The sequence below is a fragment of the Arthrobacter sp. 05L417 genome (genome assembly GCF_056397865.1).
The window spans coordinates 1-18,485 of the sequence record NZ_JBFTOG010000039.1; the positions used below are offsets into that span (position 1 = coordinate 1).

The window sequence follows — 18,485 nt, forward strand, 5'->3', positions numbered from 1 at the left end:
ATGTCCTTCATCTTCTGGACGTCCATGGACTTGAACGGCCCGAACCCGGTGGTCAGTTCCGAGCCGAGGAAGAAGTTCCGCCAGATCGGCATCAACGGGACCACGGCCAGGTCCTGGTACACGGTGGCGATGCCCGCGTCCAGGGCGTCGCGGGGGGAGTTGAACTTCCGCTCATCGCCCATGACGTGCAGCACGCCCTCGTCGTGCTGGTGGAGGCCGGCGATGATCTTGATCAGCGTGGACTTGCCCGCGCCGTTGTCCCCCAGCACGCAGGTCACCCGGCCGTTGTCCACGGCCATCGTCACGTCGCGCAGGGCGATGATGTTCCCGTAGTGCTTGCCCACCCCGTCCAGGGAGAGCAGGTGCACGGGGGTGTGGGTCAGCGGGTCCTTTTCGTCCCGGAGCAGGGTCTGCTGGTCGATCTGTTTGGCATTCATTGGTCCGCCCCTTTACTTGAGCTCTGCGCGGCGTTTGACGATGAGGTTCACGATGGTGGCCAGCAGCAGCATCAGGCCCAGGAAGAACTTGAACCAGTCCGGGTTCCACTGCGCGTACACGATGCCCTTGTTCGCCATCCCGAAAATGAACGCACCGATCGCCCCGCCCACCGCCGAACCGTACCCGCCGGTGAGCAGGCAGCCGCCGATCACCGCGGCGATGATGTAGAGGAACTCGTTGCCCACGCCCTCACCGGACTGCACCGCGTCGAAGGCGAAGAGGTTGTGCATGCCCAGGATCCAGCCGCAGAACCCGACCGCCATGAACAACCCGATCTTCGTCTTCGTCACCGGCACCCCCACCGCCCGGGCCGCGTTCGCGTCCCCGCCCACGGCGAAGATCCAGTTCCCCACCTTCGTGCGCAGCAGGACCCAGGACGCGATGGCGACCAGGATGATCCAGAAGAACACCGTGATCTTCACCTCGACCCCGCCGATGCTGATCGAGGACGCGAACACCGCGTGCGCCGACTCGAAACCATCCAGCTTCGAAATCGACGGGGAGGACACGGACCCGCCGATCAGCCGGGTCAGGGCCAGGTTCAGGCCCGTGAGCATCAGGAACGTCGCCAACGTCACGATGAAGGACGGCAGCTTCGTCTTGACCAGGATCCAGCCGTTGATGAAGCCGATCGTCAGGGAAACCAGCAGTGCAATCACCACTCCGACCCAGGCGTTCATCGAGAAATACCAGCTGAACAGGGAAGCGGTGAGCGCCGAGGAGATCACGGCCACGCCGGTGGAGAGGTCGAACTCGCCCCCGATCATCAACAGCGACACCCCCACCGCCATGATCCCGATCGTGGAAGACCCGTACAGGATCGTTGCCAAAGCATTCGGCTGGGTAAACGTGCCGGACACCGAAGCGAAGAAAATGAAGAGAACAACGGCCCCCACCAGGGCGCCGACTTCAGGACGGGCCATCAACTTGCTCAACGGGCTCCGCTTCGCGACCCGCTCATCCGCGGCAGTTTTGGGTGCCGGGGCAGTAACTAAAGCCATGAAATACCTTTCTTCTCGATCAGCTCGCGCGGCAAGGAAATCGTGCCGCGCGAGCCGAGCGGTCATCGGATTAGCGGATGCCCTGCTGAACGAACTTCAGAACGTCGGAAATGTTGGACTTGTCCACGATCGTCGGGCCCGTGAGGACAGGTTGCCCGCCACCGACCTTGAAACCACCAAGCTTGTTCTGCCAGATCGAGTCAATGGACAAGTAGCCCTGGAGCCACGGCTGCTGGTCCACCGTGAACAGCACCTTGCCATCGTTGATCGCCTGCGCCAGCGCGGGGTTCAGGTCGAAGCTGGCCACCTTGATCGGGCTGTTGGCATCTGCCACGGCTTTGAGAATGGTCAAGGTGAAGGGAGCGCCCAACCCGATGATCACGTCAGCGTCCTTGCTGGCCTGCAGTTTCGCCGTCGCAGTGGACTGCACCGCCGTCATATCGGCCCCGTTGACATATAGGATCTCGGTCCCGGGCACCTTCGTCTTCACGCCTGCGCACCGCTGTTCGAGTTGCACCTGTCCCTGTGACATGATCACGCAGATGGGGTGCTTGTAGCCCTGCGAAGCCAGCTTGGCGCCCACCGCTTCGCCGGCCAGGGTCTCATTGGAACCGAAGTGGGTGAACGCGCCCATCTGCGCGGAGACGTCACCGCCGGCGTTGAAGCTCACCACCGGGATGCCGGCGTCGGTGGCCTTCTTCAGCACGTCCTTCATGGCGCCCGGGTTGGCGATGGTGACGGCGATGCCGTCAACCTTCTGGTCGATGGCCTGCTGCACCAGCTGGGACTGGCGCCCCGCGTCGGCGTCGCTCGTATAAAGAACCTCGACATTGTCCTTCGCGGCCGCCGCCTCCGCGCCTTTGCGGACGATGTCCCAGAACGTGTCCCCAGCCTCGGCGTGGGTGATGAGCGCCACCTTGATCCGGGGAGTGCTGGCGGCTTGTCCGCCACCGGCGGCGTTGGCGGTGTCAGCCGGCTTCCCGCCTCCGCTGGAACAGGCTGCCAGGGCCAGAAGCGGTACTACGGCCAGCGCCACTGCGCCCCGCCGCCAATTGAGCTTTGCCACGTGAAATCTCCTTTGATGTCGCGTACTTCGACCGTCGACCCCTATCTGTGCCGTCGAAGGCAGGGGACGCCGGAACCATCTAGCTATGAACGGATGTGATCCACTTTTCGCAATGTGATTCAGATCGCTTTGTGGAACGCTCCAACGCTAAATCAAGGCTTGACCAATTGTCAATGGAGCGTTCCAATTAGATTGTGACTGGGTATCCGCGCCCTCACCTGCCGTAACTAGCCGCGCACTGTCGCGAGGAGAACGATGACGTACTCAAGCACACCCGAACTAATCGCGACCTGCTGGACCAGCGCAGGAGACATCGCGCCTTTGACCAACCCCGAGACAAGCCCGGTCCCCCTGGGCGAACGACTGGAAGCCATCGCCTCCACCGGATGGGCAGGGTTCGGATTGGCGTACGACGACCTGGTGGCCGCAAGGGACACCATCGGCTTCTCCGGGCTCAGGAAACTCATCGATCAAGCAGGTTTCCGCCACGTTGAAGTCGAGCTTCTCAGCAACTGGTGGGACGAATCCCGCTCCCACGAATGGAAGCCGCAATTCGAACTGCTGCTCGAGGCGGCCGAAACACTGGGCGCGCGCTTCATCAAGATAGGAACGGCGTTCGGTGAGCCCCTGGATGATCTCGAATTCCTGGTGGAACCGCTGCGGCACCTGACAAAGGAAGCCTCACAACGAGGGACCCGCATTGCGCTCGAGCCAATGCCGTTTTCGATGGTCGGTTCGATGCCGGCGGCGGCCGAGCTCATGCGATCTGTCGATATGCCGGACTGCGGTTTGGTGGTTGATTATTGGCATGTCGTCCGGGCTGGAACGAGCTTGGATGAGCTGTCCCGCAGTCTTACCCCCGATCAGATTTTCGGCGTCGAGCTCAATGACGCTGATGCGGAAATCAAGGGGACGCTCTTCGAGGACACTCGCGACAATCGCCGCCTTTGCGGAGAGGGCGACCAAGACGTCGCAGGGTTCATCACAACGCTCCAGGCGATCGGCTTCAAAGGGCCGTGGGGCGTGGAAATCCTCTCCGAAGAACACCGCGCACGTCCCGTTCGCGAAGCGCTGGAATCCGCCCGCTCGACGGCGTTGCGATGCTTCCCGGCCTGACGCCCCTCCCGCCGGACCCAACTAGCTCGCAGTTGATGTCGTTATGAGGCCCCAAAACGACAACTACTGCGAGCTAGTTGGGTGGGGACGCACAAGTTAACGTTGTGACCCAGCTAATGGCGCGGATCTTGGGGTGCTGATAACTTCCCAATGATCGACTGAATTGATTGGTGGTGTCCCGTTGCGATCAATCATGGCCCATGCCCGTGCGCTCCACACCGTTCCACCGGCAAGCAACGATCACCTGGCCGCCGTCCGCGTCGCACTGAGCGTCGCCGTGCCGGCACTCGTGCTTCTCGCAGTTGGCCGGGCGGACCTCATCATCTACGCCGTGTTCGGCGCCCTGACCGGCATGTACGGTCGTGCCGAATCGCATCAACTGCGGCTCAAGCACCAGGCCCAGGCCGCGGCTGTACTCCTGGCCGGCGTCTCTGTGGGCACGTTCTTGTCCGTCTCCCATATCCATTCATGGGGATTGGTAGTAGTCGAGGCGCTCCTGGCGGGTGTTGGCTCGCTGTTCTCGGACAAGGTACGGCTCAAACCCAATGGCCCGTTCTTCGGGATCCTGGCCCTTGGAGCATGCGCTTCCGTCCCCGCGCACCTCCCTTTCCTTGCCGCGGTCCTGATCTGCGCGGCATCGGCAGCGTTTTCGATGGTGGTGGGTTTTGCCGGGTGGCTTCTGTACCGGGTGTGGGAACGTGGCGCCGTCCGGGACATTCCGGCATCCTCGGCGCGGCTGCGCCAAGCAGCCGGGCTTCACGCGGCCCGGTATGTGCTCGCCGTCGGCGCGGCAGGTGCTTGCGGAGTGCTCACGGGCAGCGGGCACCCGCACTGGGCCATGGCTGCCGCCGCCGTTCCGCTGGCCGGAGCCGATGTGCCGAGCCGCCTGCACCGCGGCATTCACCGCATCGTGGGGACGTTCCTCGGATTGGCGATTGTCGCCGTCGTACTCTTTCCGGGACCACTGTCTCCGCTGCACTATTTCCCGGGACAAACCACCATCATCCTTGCCCTGCTGGTGATCGGTTTCCAGTTCCCCACCGAGCTATTCATGGCTCGGCACTACGGCTGGGCCATGGTGTTCTTCACTCCGGTCATCCTGCTCATGACTCAGTTGGCGGCGCCCGCGGATCCCGGTGTGCTGGTCCTGGAACGCGGGGTGGAGACGTTCGTGGGAGCCGTGATCGGGATTGCGGTGGCGGTGCTCGTCCAGGCGCCGCGGCTCACTTCGCGGGCCCGGATTCCTTCGCGGCGAGGCGAGGCGGACCCGACGTAAGCTTCGCCGGCAGGAAGCGCATGACGGCGGTGAGCGCTTTGTAGCGCTTCGACGGAATGGACACTCCTTTGCCCCTGGCGTTGTCTTCCAACCCTTCCCGGACAACGCGCTCGGCCTTCAGCCATAAAAAGCGCGGAGCCACCGACTTGTCCATGCCCATGCGATCGTGGAACTCCGTGTGGGTGAAGCCCGGGCACACCGCGGTGACTTTCACGCCGCTGCCGGCATACGCAGTGTTCGCCCAACGGCTGAAGCTGACCTGCCAGGCCTTGGCCGCCGAATAGCTTCCCCGGTTCGCGAATGCCGCAACGCTCGCAACGTTGATGATCCGGCCCGACTTGCGTGCCAACATCACCCCCAACGCCGCGTGGCACAGCTCCATGGGCGTCTGGACATGCAGCCGCAAATGCCGCTTTTCGTCTTCCACATCGTTTTTCTCGAAAGAGTTCAGCAAACCGATTCCGGCGTTGTTGACCAGCACGTCCACCGGCCGCGAAGCGTCCCGCAACCTGGCCGCCACAGCCGCAACCCCGACGTCGGAGGTCAAGTCTGCGCGCAGGACCTCCACAGAGATACTGAAGTCCCGCTCAAGCACCTCGGCGCTTGCCCGCAGCCTGCTTTCATCGCGGGCCACGAGGACGAGGTGGTGGCCGGATTCGGCAAGCTGGCGGGCGAATTGCGCACCGAGTCCGGCAGTAGCACCGGTGACCAAAGCGGTGAGTTCGTTGGCACGAGTTGTCATGCGCCCAGACTAGTCCCGTCGGGCCTGGAGTGGGCCGGCCGCCTACGTGAACTTCGCCAGCGGGTTTGTCAGCCGCCCGGCCATCTGGAGGCCGCCGGACGGATCCGCGAGGTCCAGCATGTGCTGGTTGTTGCGCAGCTGCAGTCGGTTCAGGCATGAAAGCTCGAAGTCCGGCGCGAAAAGATTGTGCCTGGCGAACTGCTCCGCCAGTTCCGGGTGCCGCTCCTGGTATTCACGCACGACGACGGCGGCCGTCGCCCAGAATTCGTCCTCGCCGAGCGTGCCGTCCTCCACAAGAATCGCGGCAAGCAAACGGAAAATGCAGTCGAAAACGTCCGTGAAGACCGCGAGCACCATTTCCTCCGCCGGGATCTCCGCCTTGATGCGGGAGACCTCTTCCGGAAGCTGCAACCGCTCCCCCATCACCACGATTTCCTCGCCGATGTCCTTCATGATGGCCCGGACCGGCACGCCGTCTTCCAGCACCAGGATGACGTTTTCACCGTGCGGCATGAGCGCGAGCTCGTACTCGCAGAGGAAGTGGACCACGGGCACGAGGTACGCCTCGAAATAGCGACGCAGCCACTCGCGTGGGGCCAGTCCGGAGCGCGCGATCAGCGCGGAGACCGCCGGAACGCCGTCGGCGTCGACGTGCAGAAGCGAAGCCATCGTGGCCAACTGTTGGCCTTCCTTGAGCAAGGGAAGCGGACTCTCCCTCCACAGCGCCGAGAGCATCTTCCGGTACGGGGATCCCTTGGCCGAAGCGGCCTCGAAGTAGTGGTTGTGGTATCCGATGGCCGCGGTCTCACGGATCATGGCCGGGCCCCGGTTCTGGAGCTCCTGGTCATTTTCGATGAGTTCCTGGAGCCAATCATTGATAGCCGGTGTAGCTTTCATGTATTCCGGCGATAGACCTCGCATGAAGCCCATGTTCAGCACGGACATCGCCGTCTTGACGTACGACTTCTCCGGCGAGCTGGTGTTGAAGAACGTTCGAATGGATTGTTGTGCTTGGTAGACATCTTCCCCGGTACCCAGGTGGACGATGTGGCGCTGGGCGATTTCTGCCGCAAACGTCACGCTGAGCTTGTTATCCCACTGCCAGGGATGGACCGGCATCAGCAAGTAGTCCTGCGGATCCAGCCCGTTGGCCGACAACTCCGCGTCGAATCCGGCCAGGGTGGCCGCGCCGAGTTCGGCCTCGAAGTGGGTGCGGTAATCGAGTCCGGCCCTGGAGGTGAACTCGGCCTTGCTCCGGTGGACCGCGATCCATTGCAGTTGCACCGCGGCACCCGTTTCCGGGGCGAAGGAGTGGTAGTCCAAGATGCCGAAGCCCAGCCTGCCGTTATTGGCAACGAAACACGGGTGACCCTCGCTCATGCTCCGTTCGATCGCCTGGAAGCCGGCCGAAGGGTCCGAATCGCTGGAGATTCCGGCAATCAGGGCCGCCGAGCTTCTGCAGGCGCCCTGTTTGTAGGCGTGACTCGCCAGCGCACTGCTGATTTCCTCGAGGTACACCGGCAGCATTTCCTCGCGGACGCCAAGGGTGTCACGGAATTCGGTGATGAAGGACAACGCATCCAGGGGCAGTCCGGGGACATTCCCGGCGGCTCCGCGCTCGATCCGTACAATTGATTCCGCTGGAATGGACCAATGATCCAGTTCCAGGATCCTGGCACGGAAGCGGTACTCGACTGTCCCGTCGTCGCTGACCACGCAGTAGAGGCCAAGGCCGGTGCCAGCTTCACTGAGCAACTCCGGCGTCAGGATGCGTTCATGCGAAAACTCGGCGAGCGCCTTGCGGACCAGGTGCCGATTGGCCACTGCCCAGCGTTCGGGGTTCAGGTGGGACGTGGATGAGCCGGCTTGGCTGGCGATGGTTTCAGCTGTGGTGGTCACGGGGTCTCTCCAAGGGTCGCCGCGGCAGGCGCGGCCAGGATGGGGTTCAGGGTCGCGTGGAAATCCGCGCGGTTGCAAAAGCTGAGCAGGGCCTGCTTGCGGTTTTCGGAAAGGTCGACGGCGGGAAGCGTCACCACCCCGCCGGGCCGGAAGCCCACGCGCTCGTTGAGGATGTGGATCTTGTGGTTGCGGGCATCCGGCTCCACCACGATGCGCTCTGTTCCGCGATCTTCGAAGAGGTACGCCATGACGGACTGCATGACGGCGGTGGTGTACCCGGCAGCGGGAGGACCGGGAGGAGGCCCCACAAGAAGGTGCATCCCGATGTCGCCGGGCAACACGTTGTAGGCGCCGGCCAAAGGTGATTCGGCGGGCAGGTACCTTTCCATCAGGAAGGCGGGGACGCCGTCGTCGAGCCCTAGGAACGCTTGGTGGTGACTGCTGGCAGCGAGGCGCGAGTACTCCTCCACAACGTCCTCGACTGTGGAGGACAACATGCCCCAGAAGCGCGCGTACTCCTGGCTCACCCAGCTGTGGAGGACAGGTGCATCGGCAGCCGGATCAACGGGCCGGAAGCTGAACCTCACGCGCCAACCTCCGCGACAAGCTCGGCCGACGCATCAACCGGGGCCCCGAACTGCTGGAATGCGATGCTGCGCTCAACGGGGTAGGGCTCTTCGCCGGTGATCTCGCGCAGGATGCAGGAGTTTCGGTATGCCGCCATGCCCAAGTCCGGAGTGACGAAGCCGTGGGTGTGAAGCTCTGCGTTCTGGACGAAAATCTCACCAGGTTCGACGCCGATGCCGTAGTTTCGTGCGACGTCGAAGCGGCCTTTCGCGTCACGACGGATACGGTCCTCGATGCCCCCGAGAAACCCGGGCTCTTTGTAGGAGTATCCGGTGGCAAGCACTACGGCCTCGGTGTCCAAGGAATAGTCGCGGCCGTGTTCTTCATGGCGGAATTGCAGGGTGTGGCTGCCAGTTGCCGGGTCCCACTCCGCTACCGTCAGGCTGGAGTGGGTGTGCAGTTGCGTGTCGACCATCCCGGAAAGGCTCTTCGTATAGAGAAGGTCGTAGATGCTGTCGATCAGCTCCGAGTTGATGCCCTTGTACAGGTTCTTCTGGCTGCTGATCAGCGAATCGCGCTGTTCCGGCGGAAGGGAGTGGAAGTAGTCCACATAGTCCGGCGAGGTCATTTCGAGCGTGAGCTTGTTGTATTCCAGCGGGAAGAACCTGCCCGAGCGCGTCACCCAATTCAGTTGGTAGCCGTGGACGTCGATCTCCTGCAGTAGCTCGTAGTAGATTTCAGCCGCACTCTGGCCGCTGCCCACGATGGTGATGCTGCGCTTGGATTGGAGTTCACTCTTCCTCAACAGGTAGTCGGCGTTGTGGAGGACAAGTCCGCCCCCGTCCACAATTCCCGCACAGGCCTTGGGAACGTGCGGCGATGTTCCGGTACCCAGAACCAGCCGCCGGGCGCGAAGCACCTCAGCGCAGTCCGGGCCTTGGACCGAAAGCCGGTACACGCCGTCGTCGTACGCCACATCTAGCACATCAGTGCTAAAACGCACCGATCGCAGTTGCCCGGCCACCCACTGGCAGTACTGGTTGAACTCGGCACGCAGCGGGTAGAAGTTCTCGCGGATGTAGAAGCGGTACAGACGGCCGGTCTGTTTGAGGAAGTTCAGGAACGAGTACTTCGATGTGGGATCAGCCAAGGTCACCAGGTCTGCCAGGAACGGGACCTGTAGGTGTGCGGGCTCCAGCATCATGCCAGGGTGCCAGTCGAAGGATTCGCGGCGCTCCAGGAACACGCACTCCAGCCCGTCCAGCGGCTCGCTGAGGGCGGCGAGGCCCAGGTTGAAGGGCCCGACGCCGATGCCCGCGACGTCGTAGATCTTGCTGTCCGGTTCGTGGGTGCTCACGCTGCGGCCCCTGCCTGCCCAGTCGCCTTATCGGCCGCCCGATCCGCCGCCCGATCGGCCGCCCGATCGGCGAGAAGGTCCTCGCCGGTTCGTCTGATGAGCTCGACGATTTCCCTAATGTCGCCCAGGGTGGCCTCGGCATTGAGCAGGGTGAATTTCAGGTAGTGGCGGCCGGCCACTGTGGTTCCAGCAACAACAGCCTGCCCCGAGGCAAAGATCGCGGCGCGGATGGCGGGGTTGAGGACATCGCTTGCGTCCTCTCCGAGCCTGACTCCCCCAGCGAGCGGACGGTAGCGGAAAACGAGGGTGCTCAAATGCGGTTTCGACGCGAGTTCGAAGTCCGGATCGTCGGCGAGCAGGGAGCCGACGCGTCCGGCGAGATCGATCGCCTCGTCAAACAACGCGCCGACGGCATCGGCGCCCATGATGCGCAGCGTCAGCCAGAGCTTGAGGGCATCGAAACGGCGGGTGGTCTGGATGCTCTTGTCCACCTGGTTGGGGATTTCGGCCAGCGCAGCGCTCTCGGGATTCAGGTAGTCGGCGTAATAGGTGACATGGCGCATCATGGCGCCATCGCGGAGCAGCACGGCGCTGGAACTCACCGGCTGGAAGAAGGTCTTGTGGAAGTCCACGGTCACCGAGTCAGCCAGGCGGGTGCCTTCGAGGAGATGCCGGTAGCGATTGGAGACGAGCAAGCCGCCGCCGTATGCAGCGTCAACGTGCAGCCAGGAATCATAGGCACGGGCCAAGGCAGCGAGCTCTGCGAGCGGGTCCACCGCTCCGAAGTCAGTAGTCCCGGCGGTGGCTACAACCGCCACCGGCACCAGACCGGCATCGTGCGCTTCCGCGAGGGCCGCCGCCAAAGCGGTGGGATCCATGCGGTGATCTGCGCCGGTCCGCACTGCAACCACGGCGTCGAAGCCCAGTCCCAGCATGGATGCCGACTTCTGGATGCTGAAATGGCTGTCCGCCGAGGTGAAGATCCGCAGACGCTCAAGGAGCGTAGGTAGCCGACCCCCGCCGCTTTCGGCCCGAAGCTTGGCCACGGCATGGTTCCGGGCGATGAGCAGGGCCTGGAGATTGGACTGGCTGCCTCCCGAGGTGAACACGCCGTCGGCGCCTTGTCCGAAGCCAAGCCGTTCGGCAGCCCAGTCGATCAGGCGGCGCTCGATCATCGTTGCCCCAACACTCTGGTCCCAAGTGTCCATGGAGGAATTCACGGCGGACAGCACCGCTTCGCCGAGCAGCGCCGGGATCACCACAGGGCAGTTCAAGTGCGCGGCGTAGCGTGCGTCATGGAAGTAGATGGCGTCCCGCAGATAGAGCTCGTCGAGTTCCTCGAGGGCGGCGGCAGTGTCCGGGAGCGGACGTGAGAGGTCGACGGCGGCCACTCGCGCCGCCATTTCGCCATGCCCGACGCCGGTGAACGGTTGGGCGGCGCGCTGCACTTTCGTGGCGACCGCGTTGACACCTTGCAGCACCTGGGCGACGTAGCTCGGCGAATTTCGGGCGTTGAAAAGCTGGCTGGTGGCCGCAAGGGCCAGCTCCACACGGGAGCCAAAATCCTGGTCCGGTTCAATCCGGTCTTCGACACTGGGCGACGTCACGTCGGCTTCCTTCCGTCGGGGTTGAGACACTGGGCTTGCTTCGCTAGCAAACAAAGGTAAGCCTTACTTAGGTTTACCTTTTCGTCAAACTTTCGTGTCCTAATTCACGGAGGTGGCGTACCCGCGGTAGAGTGCCTGAAAGTGCGCCTTTCGAGCCTCACTGCAGGGGCACCGGCACACGAAACCGGGGGGGGGAACGGACAATGGACGAGGCTCGGGCCAGGATTGAATTCCGCGAAATCGACGAGCACGGCAATGCGCTGGAGCATCGCCTAGAGACAACGGAGGCGCCTCGGAGGGCCTCGGTGAATCCGTTCATCATCGGGTTGTGGGTGCTGGAGGTGGCTCTCGTCATAGCCATCATGGTGATCATCAATGAGGCCATGGCCCCGTTCATCCCCAGCCCGGGAAATACGATGCCGTTCGCGTACGTCCTGATGAACATGACCCCGCAGCTTCTCCAGGCCGCCGCCTTGATCCTGGCGACACTGCTTTTCTGGCACGCCTGGCAATGGCAGAAAAGGAAGGCGCAAAAGTAGGCACCCGCCCGGCGATGGAGGACTTCCGCGGCGGCAGTTCGGCCTGATTACGGCAATGGCAGAGGTGGCGTGCGGCTGGGGGTCTCAGATCCAGCCGCACGCCGTGCAGGGATCCGTTGATCCCTGCACGCGCCCGGGGCCGCGGGTCGCATGGGGGCGCGCGGCCCTATGGGCACGGCCTGACATGAGGTCCATCGGGAACGCCTCCGTAGCGGCCCCCCAATAAGTCCGCCAGGAGTCTCATTCCATCCCATGCCAGGCACTAACTTTGTGTCGCTGGGGTGCGAATCGTGTCGCGAACGCCGCAAGATGTTTCCGAAAGTCTGTCCAAATCCCTGGGCTGGACTTAGTCGGCGGGGCGGTTTTCCGGCGTCGAACCGGTGAGATCAACGATGCGCCCCTTGACGGCGGCCTCGCGAACTGACCAGATTGCTGCGATTGCCGCATCCTGGTCCTCAAAAGCGGTGGAGGTGAGCAGCACGTCTCCATTTCCGGTGACGAGTTGGAAGCGCAGACGGGAGTCCGCGTCAACGTAGAGATTGAATTGCGATGTCATTGTGGTGCTTCCTTGTCTGGACGTAGGTGTGCCTCGGGCCCTTGCGTGCCTGAAGCCTTTGGATCATCGGCTTCGTCGACGGTTCCACACACGGGAAGCCAGGTAGAAGGTGAGCAGGCCGCCGATGAAGTAGACAATCCAGAACGGGAATCCGATGTTGGCTTGGCGTCCTGCGAGGGTTTTCTGTTCCGGTGCGTCTTTGGGGAGGTCTGCGATCCGGGAGGCGTGGACGAGGAGCCGGTGCGAGTTCACGCCGATGGGGGTGCATGTGATCAGGGTGATGGAGTCCTGGCCAGGGGTGATTTTCAGTGAGGAAATGTCATCCGGTTTGACCACTTCGATCCTGTTCACCCGGTACAGGAACGTGTGGTCCATGACCTCCGTGGAGAAGATGTCACCCGTTTTGGAGCTATGGAGGGGGTTGAAGAGCTCGGCATTGGGGATTCCTGAGTGCGAAGTCAGGACGCTGTGAGTGCCGGGGCCTCCTACCGGAAGGGAGGATCCGTAGAGGTGGCCGACTCCTTTGGCGAGGACGTCGTCGCTGGTTCCGTGGAAGATCGGCAGGTCGATTTTCACGAAGGGGTAGCGGAATCTTCCGATCACCTCGTCATTGGCGACGTTCAACTGGCTTTGGTAGTCCTTCAGTTGCCCTTCCAAAGCCGTCGCGGGGGCGTGCGCGGAGTAGGGGTCCCGCAGCTGTCCGGTGGGGATGCGGGAGTTGTATTCGCGTGCCCGGTCCAAGACTTTCGTCCGGGCTGAGGGTTCGAGTTGTTCGACTTCCTGTGCGTAGCCGGAAAGTTTGCTGTTGTGCGAGATAGAGCTGAACCAGTCCGCTGCCTGGGGGTAGAGGACCAGGCCAAGCCCGATGGCCGCGATGACCATCATCGTGACAAATCTACGGTCGATACGGCCGCGCAGGATGCTTGTGCGTCCACGCAATGCCTTACGCGGGCGCCGAGGTTGGTCGTGTTTCGGGCCGGTTTCGGAACCCTCCATGAATTCCTTGAGGGTTTGAGTCATTGGTGCCTCTTGCTTTGATGGACGGGAGCAGCATGGGGCATCCACCAGTTGGTGGATGCCCCATACCCTGCATCAAGGGGTGCAGGTCACCGCGGAGTGCTATTTTGCTTCGTTGCGCTTCCGGCGGCCGGTGACCGTGAACAGGCCTGCGCCTGCGAGCACGAGGATCCCGCCCGCGGTCAGGGCCCAGGTTCCCACGCCACCGGTGAGCGGCAGCCGGAATCCGGCGGCGTTCGCCAGGACGTTGTCGATCGTCACCGTCACGGTCGAGGGATCGTTGCCGGTGACCGCGGTCTCGACCGGCTGGGCGAGCAGCGCGTACCCGGTCGGGGCCTTGGTCTCCACCAGCCAGTAGCTCTGGTAGCCGGCCTCGCCCGGGCTCACGGCTGCCCCGTTGGCCCAGTTGGAGTACCGCAGACCGGAGATCACAAGGTTGCCGCCGGCATCGGTGGTCCAGGAAGTGGTCCCTCCGACGCTGATTGCGTTGGTGCCGGCCAGCGCATCGGCCTGGGTCCGGTACACCGAGAAGACGGCACCGGCCAGGGCTGCGGAGCTCCGGGAATCCTTCTTGTGCAGCACGATGTTGCCCCACTTGGTTATTACCGGCGCGGTCACGGCCGGGCCGTTGGGCTGGCCCGGGGTGACGGTGAAGCTGGCCGCGTTCGGGTAGGCAAGGGCCGTGTTCGCGACCTCACCGACCGCGTTCACCGTGGTGTTCACCGTGACCAGGACTTTGGCGGTGGGGTTGGCGGCCAGGATGGCCCGGCCGCTCGCGGTGAAGTCGACCGTGAGGGTATTCGTGGCCGCGTCGGGGACGATGGTGTAGTCCGTGCCCAGCGTCAGGGTAGTCCCGTTGGAGAGCGCGACCGTCGAGTTGCTGTAGCTCAGCTTCGAATCAAGCTTGTCCACCACCCGGTACCCGTCAATTGGGTTGACATTGGGAATGTCGGAGGTGATGGTCCACTGCACCGTATCGCCGAGCTTGACGGCGGACGCATCGTTAGCGCTCTTCGTGGCTGTCGTCACAGCGTTCTTTGGGTAGACGTTCACGTCATACATCCAGCCATTCCCGCCGGTTGGGTCTGTCATGGGTATCGTCACCAGGAACGGGGCAGAAGGAGTCACACCGGCCGGGTAGCCGGTCTCCGTCACCAGGTACAGGCCCAGGGGAAGGCTCCCCAGAGTCGCCGTACCGGTAGCGTCGGTCGTGACCGCGGTGCCCGGGGTGGCCGCCTTCGCCGCGGCCTGAGCCGGAGTCAGGGCCGCCGCCGCAGCCCAGCCCGCATTCGTCGCCAGGTCAATGTCGTTCACCTTCTGCACCGTGAACGTCACCCCCGCCATCGGGGTCAATGCCGCGGTCTGGGCCGGGGTCAATGCCGTTCCGTCGCTAGGCAGACTGGTCGCCGTGGCCGGCTTCTCATACTTATGGATAGTCAACGAACCCGTCTTTGACGGGTCGATGTTCGCGGTGTTCGCCGCGCTTGCACCTCCCGCCCCGAGGGCAAGCATGCCCGCTGAGGCTATTGCGGCCAAAGAGGCTATTATGCCGCGCCTCACCTTCGATGATTTCATCGTGTTCCTTTCGTGTTCCCCCATTGATGTGCGCCGATCTGCGCTACGGAGTTTGGGTTTGTGGGGTCTTGTCCGCTCGCCTGAAGATGATGAGGGCGAGGGAAATCATGAGAAGCAGTAGTCCTGCGAGGGTCGCTGCGAAGAGGCCGGCAGTGCCTGGTACGCCGGCCGATGGGAGTTTGACAGCAGCCATGTCAAGAACGGTGATGGTCGAGCCGTTGACTGTTACTGACGTTCCCGCGGTGGCCGTGTCCAAGACGATGGCGCCGTTCGCCGCAACGGTGAACTTCACGGGGGTCGCGAGGAGCGAGTAACCGTTCGGGGCTTTGGTTTCGAGCAGCCAGTACGTCCCTGGAAGCAGATTCCTGACCTCGACCAGTCCGGGTGACCCGAACACATCGCTGTTCACTCCGACAACTGTCGTGCCCGTTTGCCCCGCTGCGTCATTGCGGATCTCAAAGGTCGAGCCAGTCAGCTGGGCGGTGGAACCCTGGACTGACCCGGCTCCTGCTTTTTGCACGAACAGGTGGCCGGTAGTGGGATTCGTGGTGAAGCAGGCCGGGTCGAGAGGTGCCGCGCTTCCCGTGACGCACCGTGCAGGCGGGCTGATCCCGTTGCCGGTTGCCCCGTTCTTCAGGGTGACGAGCCAAGCGTTCGCGTTGACCGTCACCGAGTAGGTCAAAACCGCCGTGCCATTGCCCGGGAGGGTGAAAGAGGGACTGGTCAGCTTGCTGTCAGCACCGGGATCAGGAACCGCGACTGGTGTGCCCCCGTTGATGGTCAGCTTCGCCGAACCTGCGGTGAACGTGGCGTTGTTCAGTACCTGGCCCAGGTCATCGCTAAGGATCACGCCGGTGATGGGATTCACCGTGGAATTGGTGGCGGTCACCGTATACGTGATCACCCTGCTCGCGGCCGGGTCGCCCGGGTTGATGGACGTTCCCGAGGCCGGGGACGCAGACTTGCCCAACGTCCATGAGCCCACGGGATTGACGGTGCAAGTGGTGCTGCCGGCCGGGCAGCTCGTTGGCGGAGTGGTGGTGGTCGAGGGTGTCAGGTAGTTCGCGATCGAGGCATTGCCCAGGGTGCCGGCGTTGTTGACCTTCACCTGATAGGTGACGACGCTTTTCGCCCCTGCAGCCACCGTGCCGGTGATGCCCAGGGTCGGTGGTGCCGCCCCCGAGTTGTTGGCCACCACCAGGGCAGTGCCGCTTGTGGTGGTTGTGGTGATGGAATTGGCCACGAAGCTTGTGTCATCCAGGATGTTCCCGAGCCAGTCGGTGTAACTGACGGGAGCCGGCGCGGTACCGGTTGTGTTGTCGAAGGTCAGCGAGTACGTCAGGACCTGTCCGGGTTGGACCACGGTACCGGCCGCCGGCTCCACGCTCTTGGAGGCCACCAGATTGGGCAGGAGGGAACCGCAGGCGGAGTTGTCCGTCGTCGGGCCGTGCTCCTGGCCTGCCGGCAAGGCAACCGAGTTGAACAGGCCTGTCCCGGGACCGGCGCAGGCCGTTGGCTGGTTGCTGTTTGTGTAGTGGAACGTCACCGCGAGGTTGAAGCTGTGCGTGATTCCCGGGCCGATGGCGACACCCGGCTGGGCCAGCGCGTATGGACCGGAGGTCGGAGGCGAGCCGCCAGCGGGAGCACCGGCCCCTGACGTTGTCCAGGAAGCACCGGTAATAGCCAGGTTCGGGGCGAATGCCGGTATGTCGGCCAGTGAGCCGTAGCTCCCGGCTGCCGAGCCGGTGTTGGAGACGGTGATGGTGTAGTTGGCGACATAGTTGCCGTTCGTATCCGGACCGGTGACGGCGCCCGCCTGCTTGGCTACATTGATGATGGGCATTGCGAGTGCGCTGTTTGACAAGGTGCAGGCGATGTTGGCCCCGGCCACCGGTGTGATGGCCAGGGATCCGGTGAAAGTTGCGCCGTTCGGCAACCCGGACTGCAAGCCGGACGAGTCCGTACAGGAGATGGTGCTGGCGTAGTAGGCAAGGTTTGCCGTTCCGGCGGCCGCTTCGCTCAGGGTGTACGTTGTTCCGGCCGTGGCCGAGTAGGCGCCGGTGGTGCCGGATCCCGCAGTTACTGACGATCCCGTACCAGTCGTTGTCGAGTTCGCGGGGTCGTTCACCACCGTGCCATTCGCGCCGCCGGTGCGGATCTGCATCGTGAACTGATCCGTCGCCGCCTGACGCGGCGCCCCGAGCGCCTTCGTCAACGTGATCCGCGGCGCCCGGACCGTCAAAGTGGCGTTCGCCGGCGGGTTGAGGTTGGTCACGATGTTGGCCAGGCCGTTGACATATGTCCCCTCTGCGGCTGCCGTCACATTGAACGTGATGGTGCAGGATGCCTGCCCCGTGAAAAGGTCACCGCCCGTGGCCGTGAAGACACTTGATCCGGGAACTCCTGTTTTGACGAAGGGTGCGCCCGCCACCTGGAAACACGTCCCACCGATCGCGGGGTTCTGTGCGATGACGACGCCGGCAGGCAGCGTGTCCGTGATGTTCCAGTCGTTCTTCGTGTTCAACTCACTCGTATTGGTCACCGTCAGGGTCACCGTCGAGGTCTGACCCGGAACAATCAACGCCGGGCTGAACGACTTGTCCAGTTGAGGCGTTGCGTCCACGAGTTTGATGTTGCTGAACGCACCGTCGTTGCCTCTGGTGGCCCCGTTCGTGTTGTGCATCTGCAGACCAGTCCCCGTGCTGGTCGCCTTAAATGCCTGGTTTGTGGTCATCGAAGCGACATTCACGGTCCTCGCGACGGTGCCGAGGGTTCCGCCGACATTGCTCGTCACCGTCTGCGTGGAGGTCTTCACGTTCGGGCTGCTGGTCGAGGAGCAGCCGTTGAGCGGAGTACCCAGGTTGCTGATGACAGCACCGGTGACCGGATCCACGGTGGCGAATTGGTAACCAGGGTCACCGCCCGCGATCCCGCAGTTCATGTACGCGGTGTTGACGCTGAAGGCGTAGTAGTGACCGGGGATCGTCGGGATCGGCTGGGTGGTCTTGAACATGACGCTACCGGTGGCGACATTCGGGCCAACCGGTAGGGTGTCGCAGGCGCCGCTGGTGGTCGAGTTGGTCTGGCATTCGGTGTAGGAGCTCACCACGTTGTAGGTCGACGGCGAATTCGGGCCGAACTGCTGCCCCATCGCCAAGGCCAGCATCCGAAGGAATTCGTAGCTGCGAACCCCATCGGCATCTGAGCAGCGACCGTTGACGCCGGAGCTCCAGCTGGCGTCACCCGACCGGGCCCACGGCGGGAGATTCCAGTTCACGTAGTTCAGAATGATCCCGTTGCAGCGGCTTCCGTTGATCCATTGCGGTGATCCCGAATAGGTCGTAGTCGTCCCGCCGTAGTCACCCCAATAATTGATTGATCCGTTTGCGGAGTATGACTTCGCCCCGTTTGCCGTTGTATCCGGAAAACGGGAGAAGTCCTCGGTGTAAACCGGCTTGCCCGGCTGGGGCACACCAGGCGTACCCGGCGTGGTCGCATTCGCGGGTGAAGGCAGGGCGCCGCCCAGGCCAAGGCAGACGATCGTGGCGGCGAGGAGAATTGCCAGCAGCTTGGCTGGAAGGGACTGCTTCATGGGCTTTTCTTGCATCACTTTCGGGAGCAGGCACGCAGATGGTCTCTAGCCTTCAAGTGCGCGCTTCCCACGATTCG

15 protein-coding genes are annotated in these 18,485 nt (G+C 63.2%); 3 read left to right on the forward strand and 12 right to left on the reverse strand.

The window, feature by feature from the left end; genetic code table 11:
• The 3 genes from AC1DJW_RS21600 to AC1DJW_RS21610 form a co-directional block, all read right to left on the reverse strand.
• Positions 1-437, reverse strand: a 437-nt coding sequence (locus AC1DJW_RS21600; protein ID WP_476902481.1) for an ATP-binding cassette domain-containing protein, incomplete at its 3' end; no start/stop codon positions are given.
• Between the two features lie 12 nt (positions 438-449).
• Positions 450-1,499, reverse strand: coding sequence for an ABC transporter permease (locus AC1DJW_RS21605; RefSeq protein WP_284754400.1), 1,050 nt, complete (start codon positions 1,497-1,499; stop codon positions 450-452).
• Positions 1,500-1,569: 70 nt separating this feature from the next.
• Positions 1,570-2,565: a substrate-binding domain-containing protein gene (locus AC1DJW_RS21610; RefSeq protein ID WP_284754399.1), complete on the reverse strand. Its 996-nt coding sequence runs from the start codon at positions 2,563-2,565 to the stop codon at positions 1,570-1,572.
• A 255-nt stretch (positions 2,566-2,820) separates the two neighbouring features.
• Between AC1DJW_RS21610 and AC1DJW_RS21615 the strand changes: the two genes are divergently transcribed.
• A complete protein-coding gene (locus AC1DJW_RS21615; protein ID WP_476902482.1) occupies positions 2,821-3,681 on the forward strand; it encodes a sugar phosphate isomerase/epimerase family protein in 861 nt (286 codons plus the stop codon).
• 193 nt (positions 3,682-3,874) lie between these two features.
• Positions 3,875-4,957, forward strand: coding sequence for an FUSC family protein (locus tag AC1DJW_RS21620; RefSeq protein ID WP_459340918.1), 1,083 nt, complete (start codon positions 3,875-3,877; stop codon positions 4,955-4,957).
• Here the strand turns inward: AC1DJW_RS21620 and AC1DJW_RS21625 are convergent.
• Genes AC1DJW_RS21625 through AC1DJW_RS21645 form a run of 5 tightly spaced genes read right to left on the reverse strand, consistent with a single transcriptional unit; the run spans position 4,905 to position 11,129 of the window.
• Complete coding sequence (locus AC1DJW_RS21625) at positions 4,905-5,699, reverse strand: SDR family NAD(P)-dependent oxidoreductase (RefSeq protein ID WP_390282603.1); 795 nt, start codon at positions 5,697-5,699, stop codon at positions 4,905-4,907. The two genes, AC1DJW_RS21620 and AC1DJW_RS21625, sit on opposite strands and share 53 nt — an antisense overlap.
• Positions 5,700-5,741: 42 nt before the next feature.
• The gene (locus AC1DJW_RS21630; RefSeq protein WP_476902483.1) at positions 5,742-7,598 is read right to left on the reverse strand and encodes an IucA/IucC family protein; all 1,857 of its coding nucleotides are present in this window, start codon (positions 7,596-7,598) and stop codon (positions 5,742-5,744) included.
• Positions 7,595-8,185 (reverse strand): GNAT family N-acetyltransferase, encoded by a 591-nt coding sequence (locus tag AC1DJW_RS21635; protein ID WP_390282601.1) that lies wholly within the window; start codon positions 8,183-8,185, stop codon positions 7,595-7,597. The genes AC1DJW_RS21630 and AC1DJW_RS21635 overlap by 4 nt, the downstream gene beginning before the upstream one ends.
• Positions 8,182-9,522 carry a lysine N(6)-hydroxylase/L-ornithine N(5)-oxygenase family protein gene (locus AC1DJW_RS21640; protein WP_459340921.1) on the reverse strand — a complete coding sequence of 447 codons (1,341 nt, stop codon included), beginning with the start codon at positions 9,520-9,522 and terminating at the stop codon, positions 8,182-8,184. Before AC1DJW_RS21640 ends, AC1DJW_RS21635 begins: the two co-directional genes overlap by 4 nt.
• On the reverse strand, positions 9,519-11,129 hold the full coding sequence (locus AC1DJW_RS21645) for a pyridoxal phosphate-dependent decarboxylase family protein (RefSeq protein ID WP_476902484.1): 1,611 nt from the start codon (positions 11,127-11,129) through the stop codon (positions 9,519-9,521). The genes AC1DJW_RS21640 and AC1DJW_RS21645 overlap by 4 nt, the downstream gene beginning before the upstream one ends.
• A gap of 203 nt (positions 11,130-11,332) precedes the next feature.
• Between AC1DJW_RS21645 and AC1DJW_RS21650 the strand changes: the two genes are divergently transcribed.
• Positions 11,333-11,668, forward strand: a complete 336-nt coding sequence (locus tag AC1DJW_RS21650) for a hypothetical protein (RefSeq protein ID WP_459340923.1) — start codon at positions 11,333-11,335, stop codon at positions 11,666-11,668.
• A 346-nt stretch (positions 11,669-12,014) separates the two neighbouring features.
• Here AC1DJW_RS21650 and AC1DJW_RS21655 read toward each other — a convergent pair whose 3' ends face one another.
• From AC1DJW_RS21655 to AC1DJW_RS21670, 4 genes are all read right to left on the reverse strand, one after another.
• The gene (locus AC1DJW_RS21655) at positions 12,015-12,224 is read right to left on the reverse strand and encodes a YegP family protein (RefSeq protein WP_390282597.1); all 210 of its coding nucleotides are present in this window, start codon (positions 12,222-12,224) and stop codon (positions 12,015-12,017) included.
• A 63-nt stretch (positions 12,225-12,287) separates the two neighbouring features.
• Positions 12,288-13,244: a class C sortase gene (locus AC1DJW_RS21660; RefSeq protein ID WP_476902485.1), complete on the reverse strand. Its 957-nt coding sequence runs from the start codon at positions 13,242-13,244 to the stop codon at positions 12,288-12,290.
• A gap of 99 nt (positions 13,245-13,343) precedes the next feature.
• Positions 13,344-14,816: a SpaH/EbpB family LPXTG-anchored major pilin gene (locus AC1DJW_RS21665; RefSeq protein ID WP_476902486.1), complete on the reverse strand. Its 1,473-nt coding sequence runs from the start codon at positions 14,814-14,816 to the stop codon at positions 13,344-13,346.
• 43 nt (positions 14,817-14,859) lie between these two features.
• Entirely contained in the window at positions 14,860-18,408 is a 3,549-nt protein-coding gene (locus AC1DJW_RS21670; RefSeq protein ID WP_476902487.1) for a DUF7927 domain-containing protein, read from the reverse strand.
• Positions 18,409-18,485: the final 77 nt, after the last annotated feature.

Coding starts and splice junctions, on each gene's coding strand:
- AC1DJW_RS21605 (WP_284754400.1), bottom strand. CDS start 1,499: ATGGCTTTAGTTACTGCCCCGGCACCCAAAACTGCCGCGGATGAGCGG.
- AC1DJW_RS21615 (WP_476902482.1), top strand. CDS start 2,821: ATGACGTACTCAAGCACACCCGAACTAATCGCGACCTGCTGGACCAGC.
- AC1DJW_RS21620 (WP_459340918.1), top strand. CDS start 3,875: ATGGCCCATGCCCGTGCGCTCCACACCGTTCCACCGGCAAGCAACGAT.
- AC1DJW_RS21625 (WP_390282603.1), bottom strand. CDS start 5,699: ATGACAACTCGTGCCAACGAACTCACCGCTTTGGTCACCGGTGCTACT.
- AC1DJW_RS21650 (WP_459340923.1), top strand. CDS start 11,333: ATGGACGAGGCTCGGGCCAGGATTGAATTCCGCGAAATCGACGAGCAC.
- AC1DJW_RS21655 (WP_390282597.1), bottom strand. CDS start 12,224: ATGACATCGCAATTCAATCTCTACGTTGACGCGGACTCCCGTCTGCGC.
- AC1DJW_RS21660 (WP_476902485.1), bottom strand. CDS start 13,244: ATGACTCAAACCCTCAAGGAATTCATGGAGGGTTCCGAAACCGGCCCG.
- AC1DJW_RS21665 (WP_476902486.1), bottom strand. CDS start 14,816: ATGAAATCATCGAAGGTGAGGCGCGGCATAATAGCCTCTTTGGCCGCA.
- AC1DJW_RS21670 (WP_476902487.1), bottom strand. CDS start 18,408: ATGAAGCAGTCCCTTCCAGCCAAGCTGCTGGCAATTCTCCTCGCCGCC.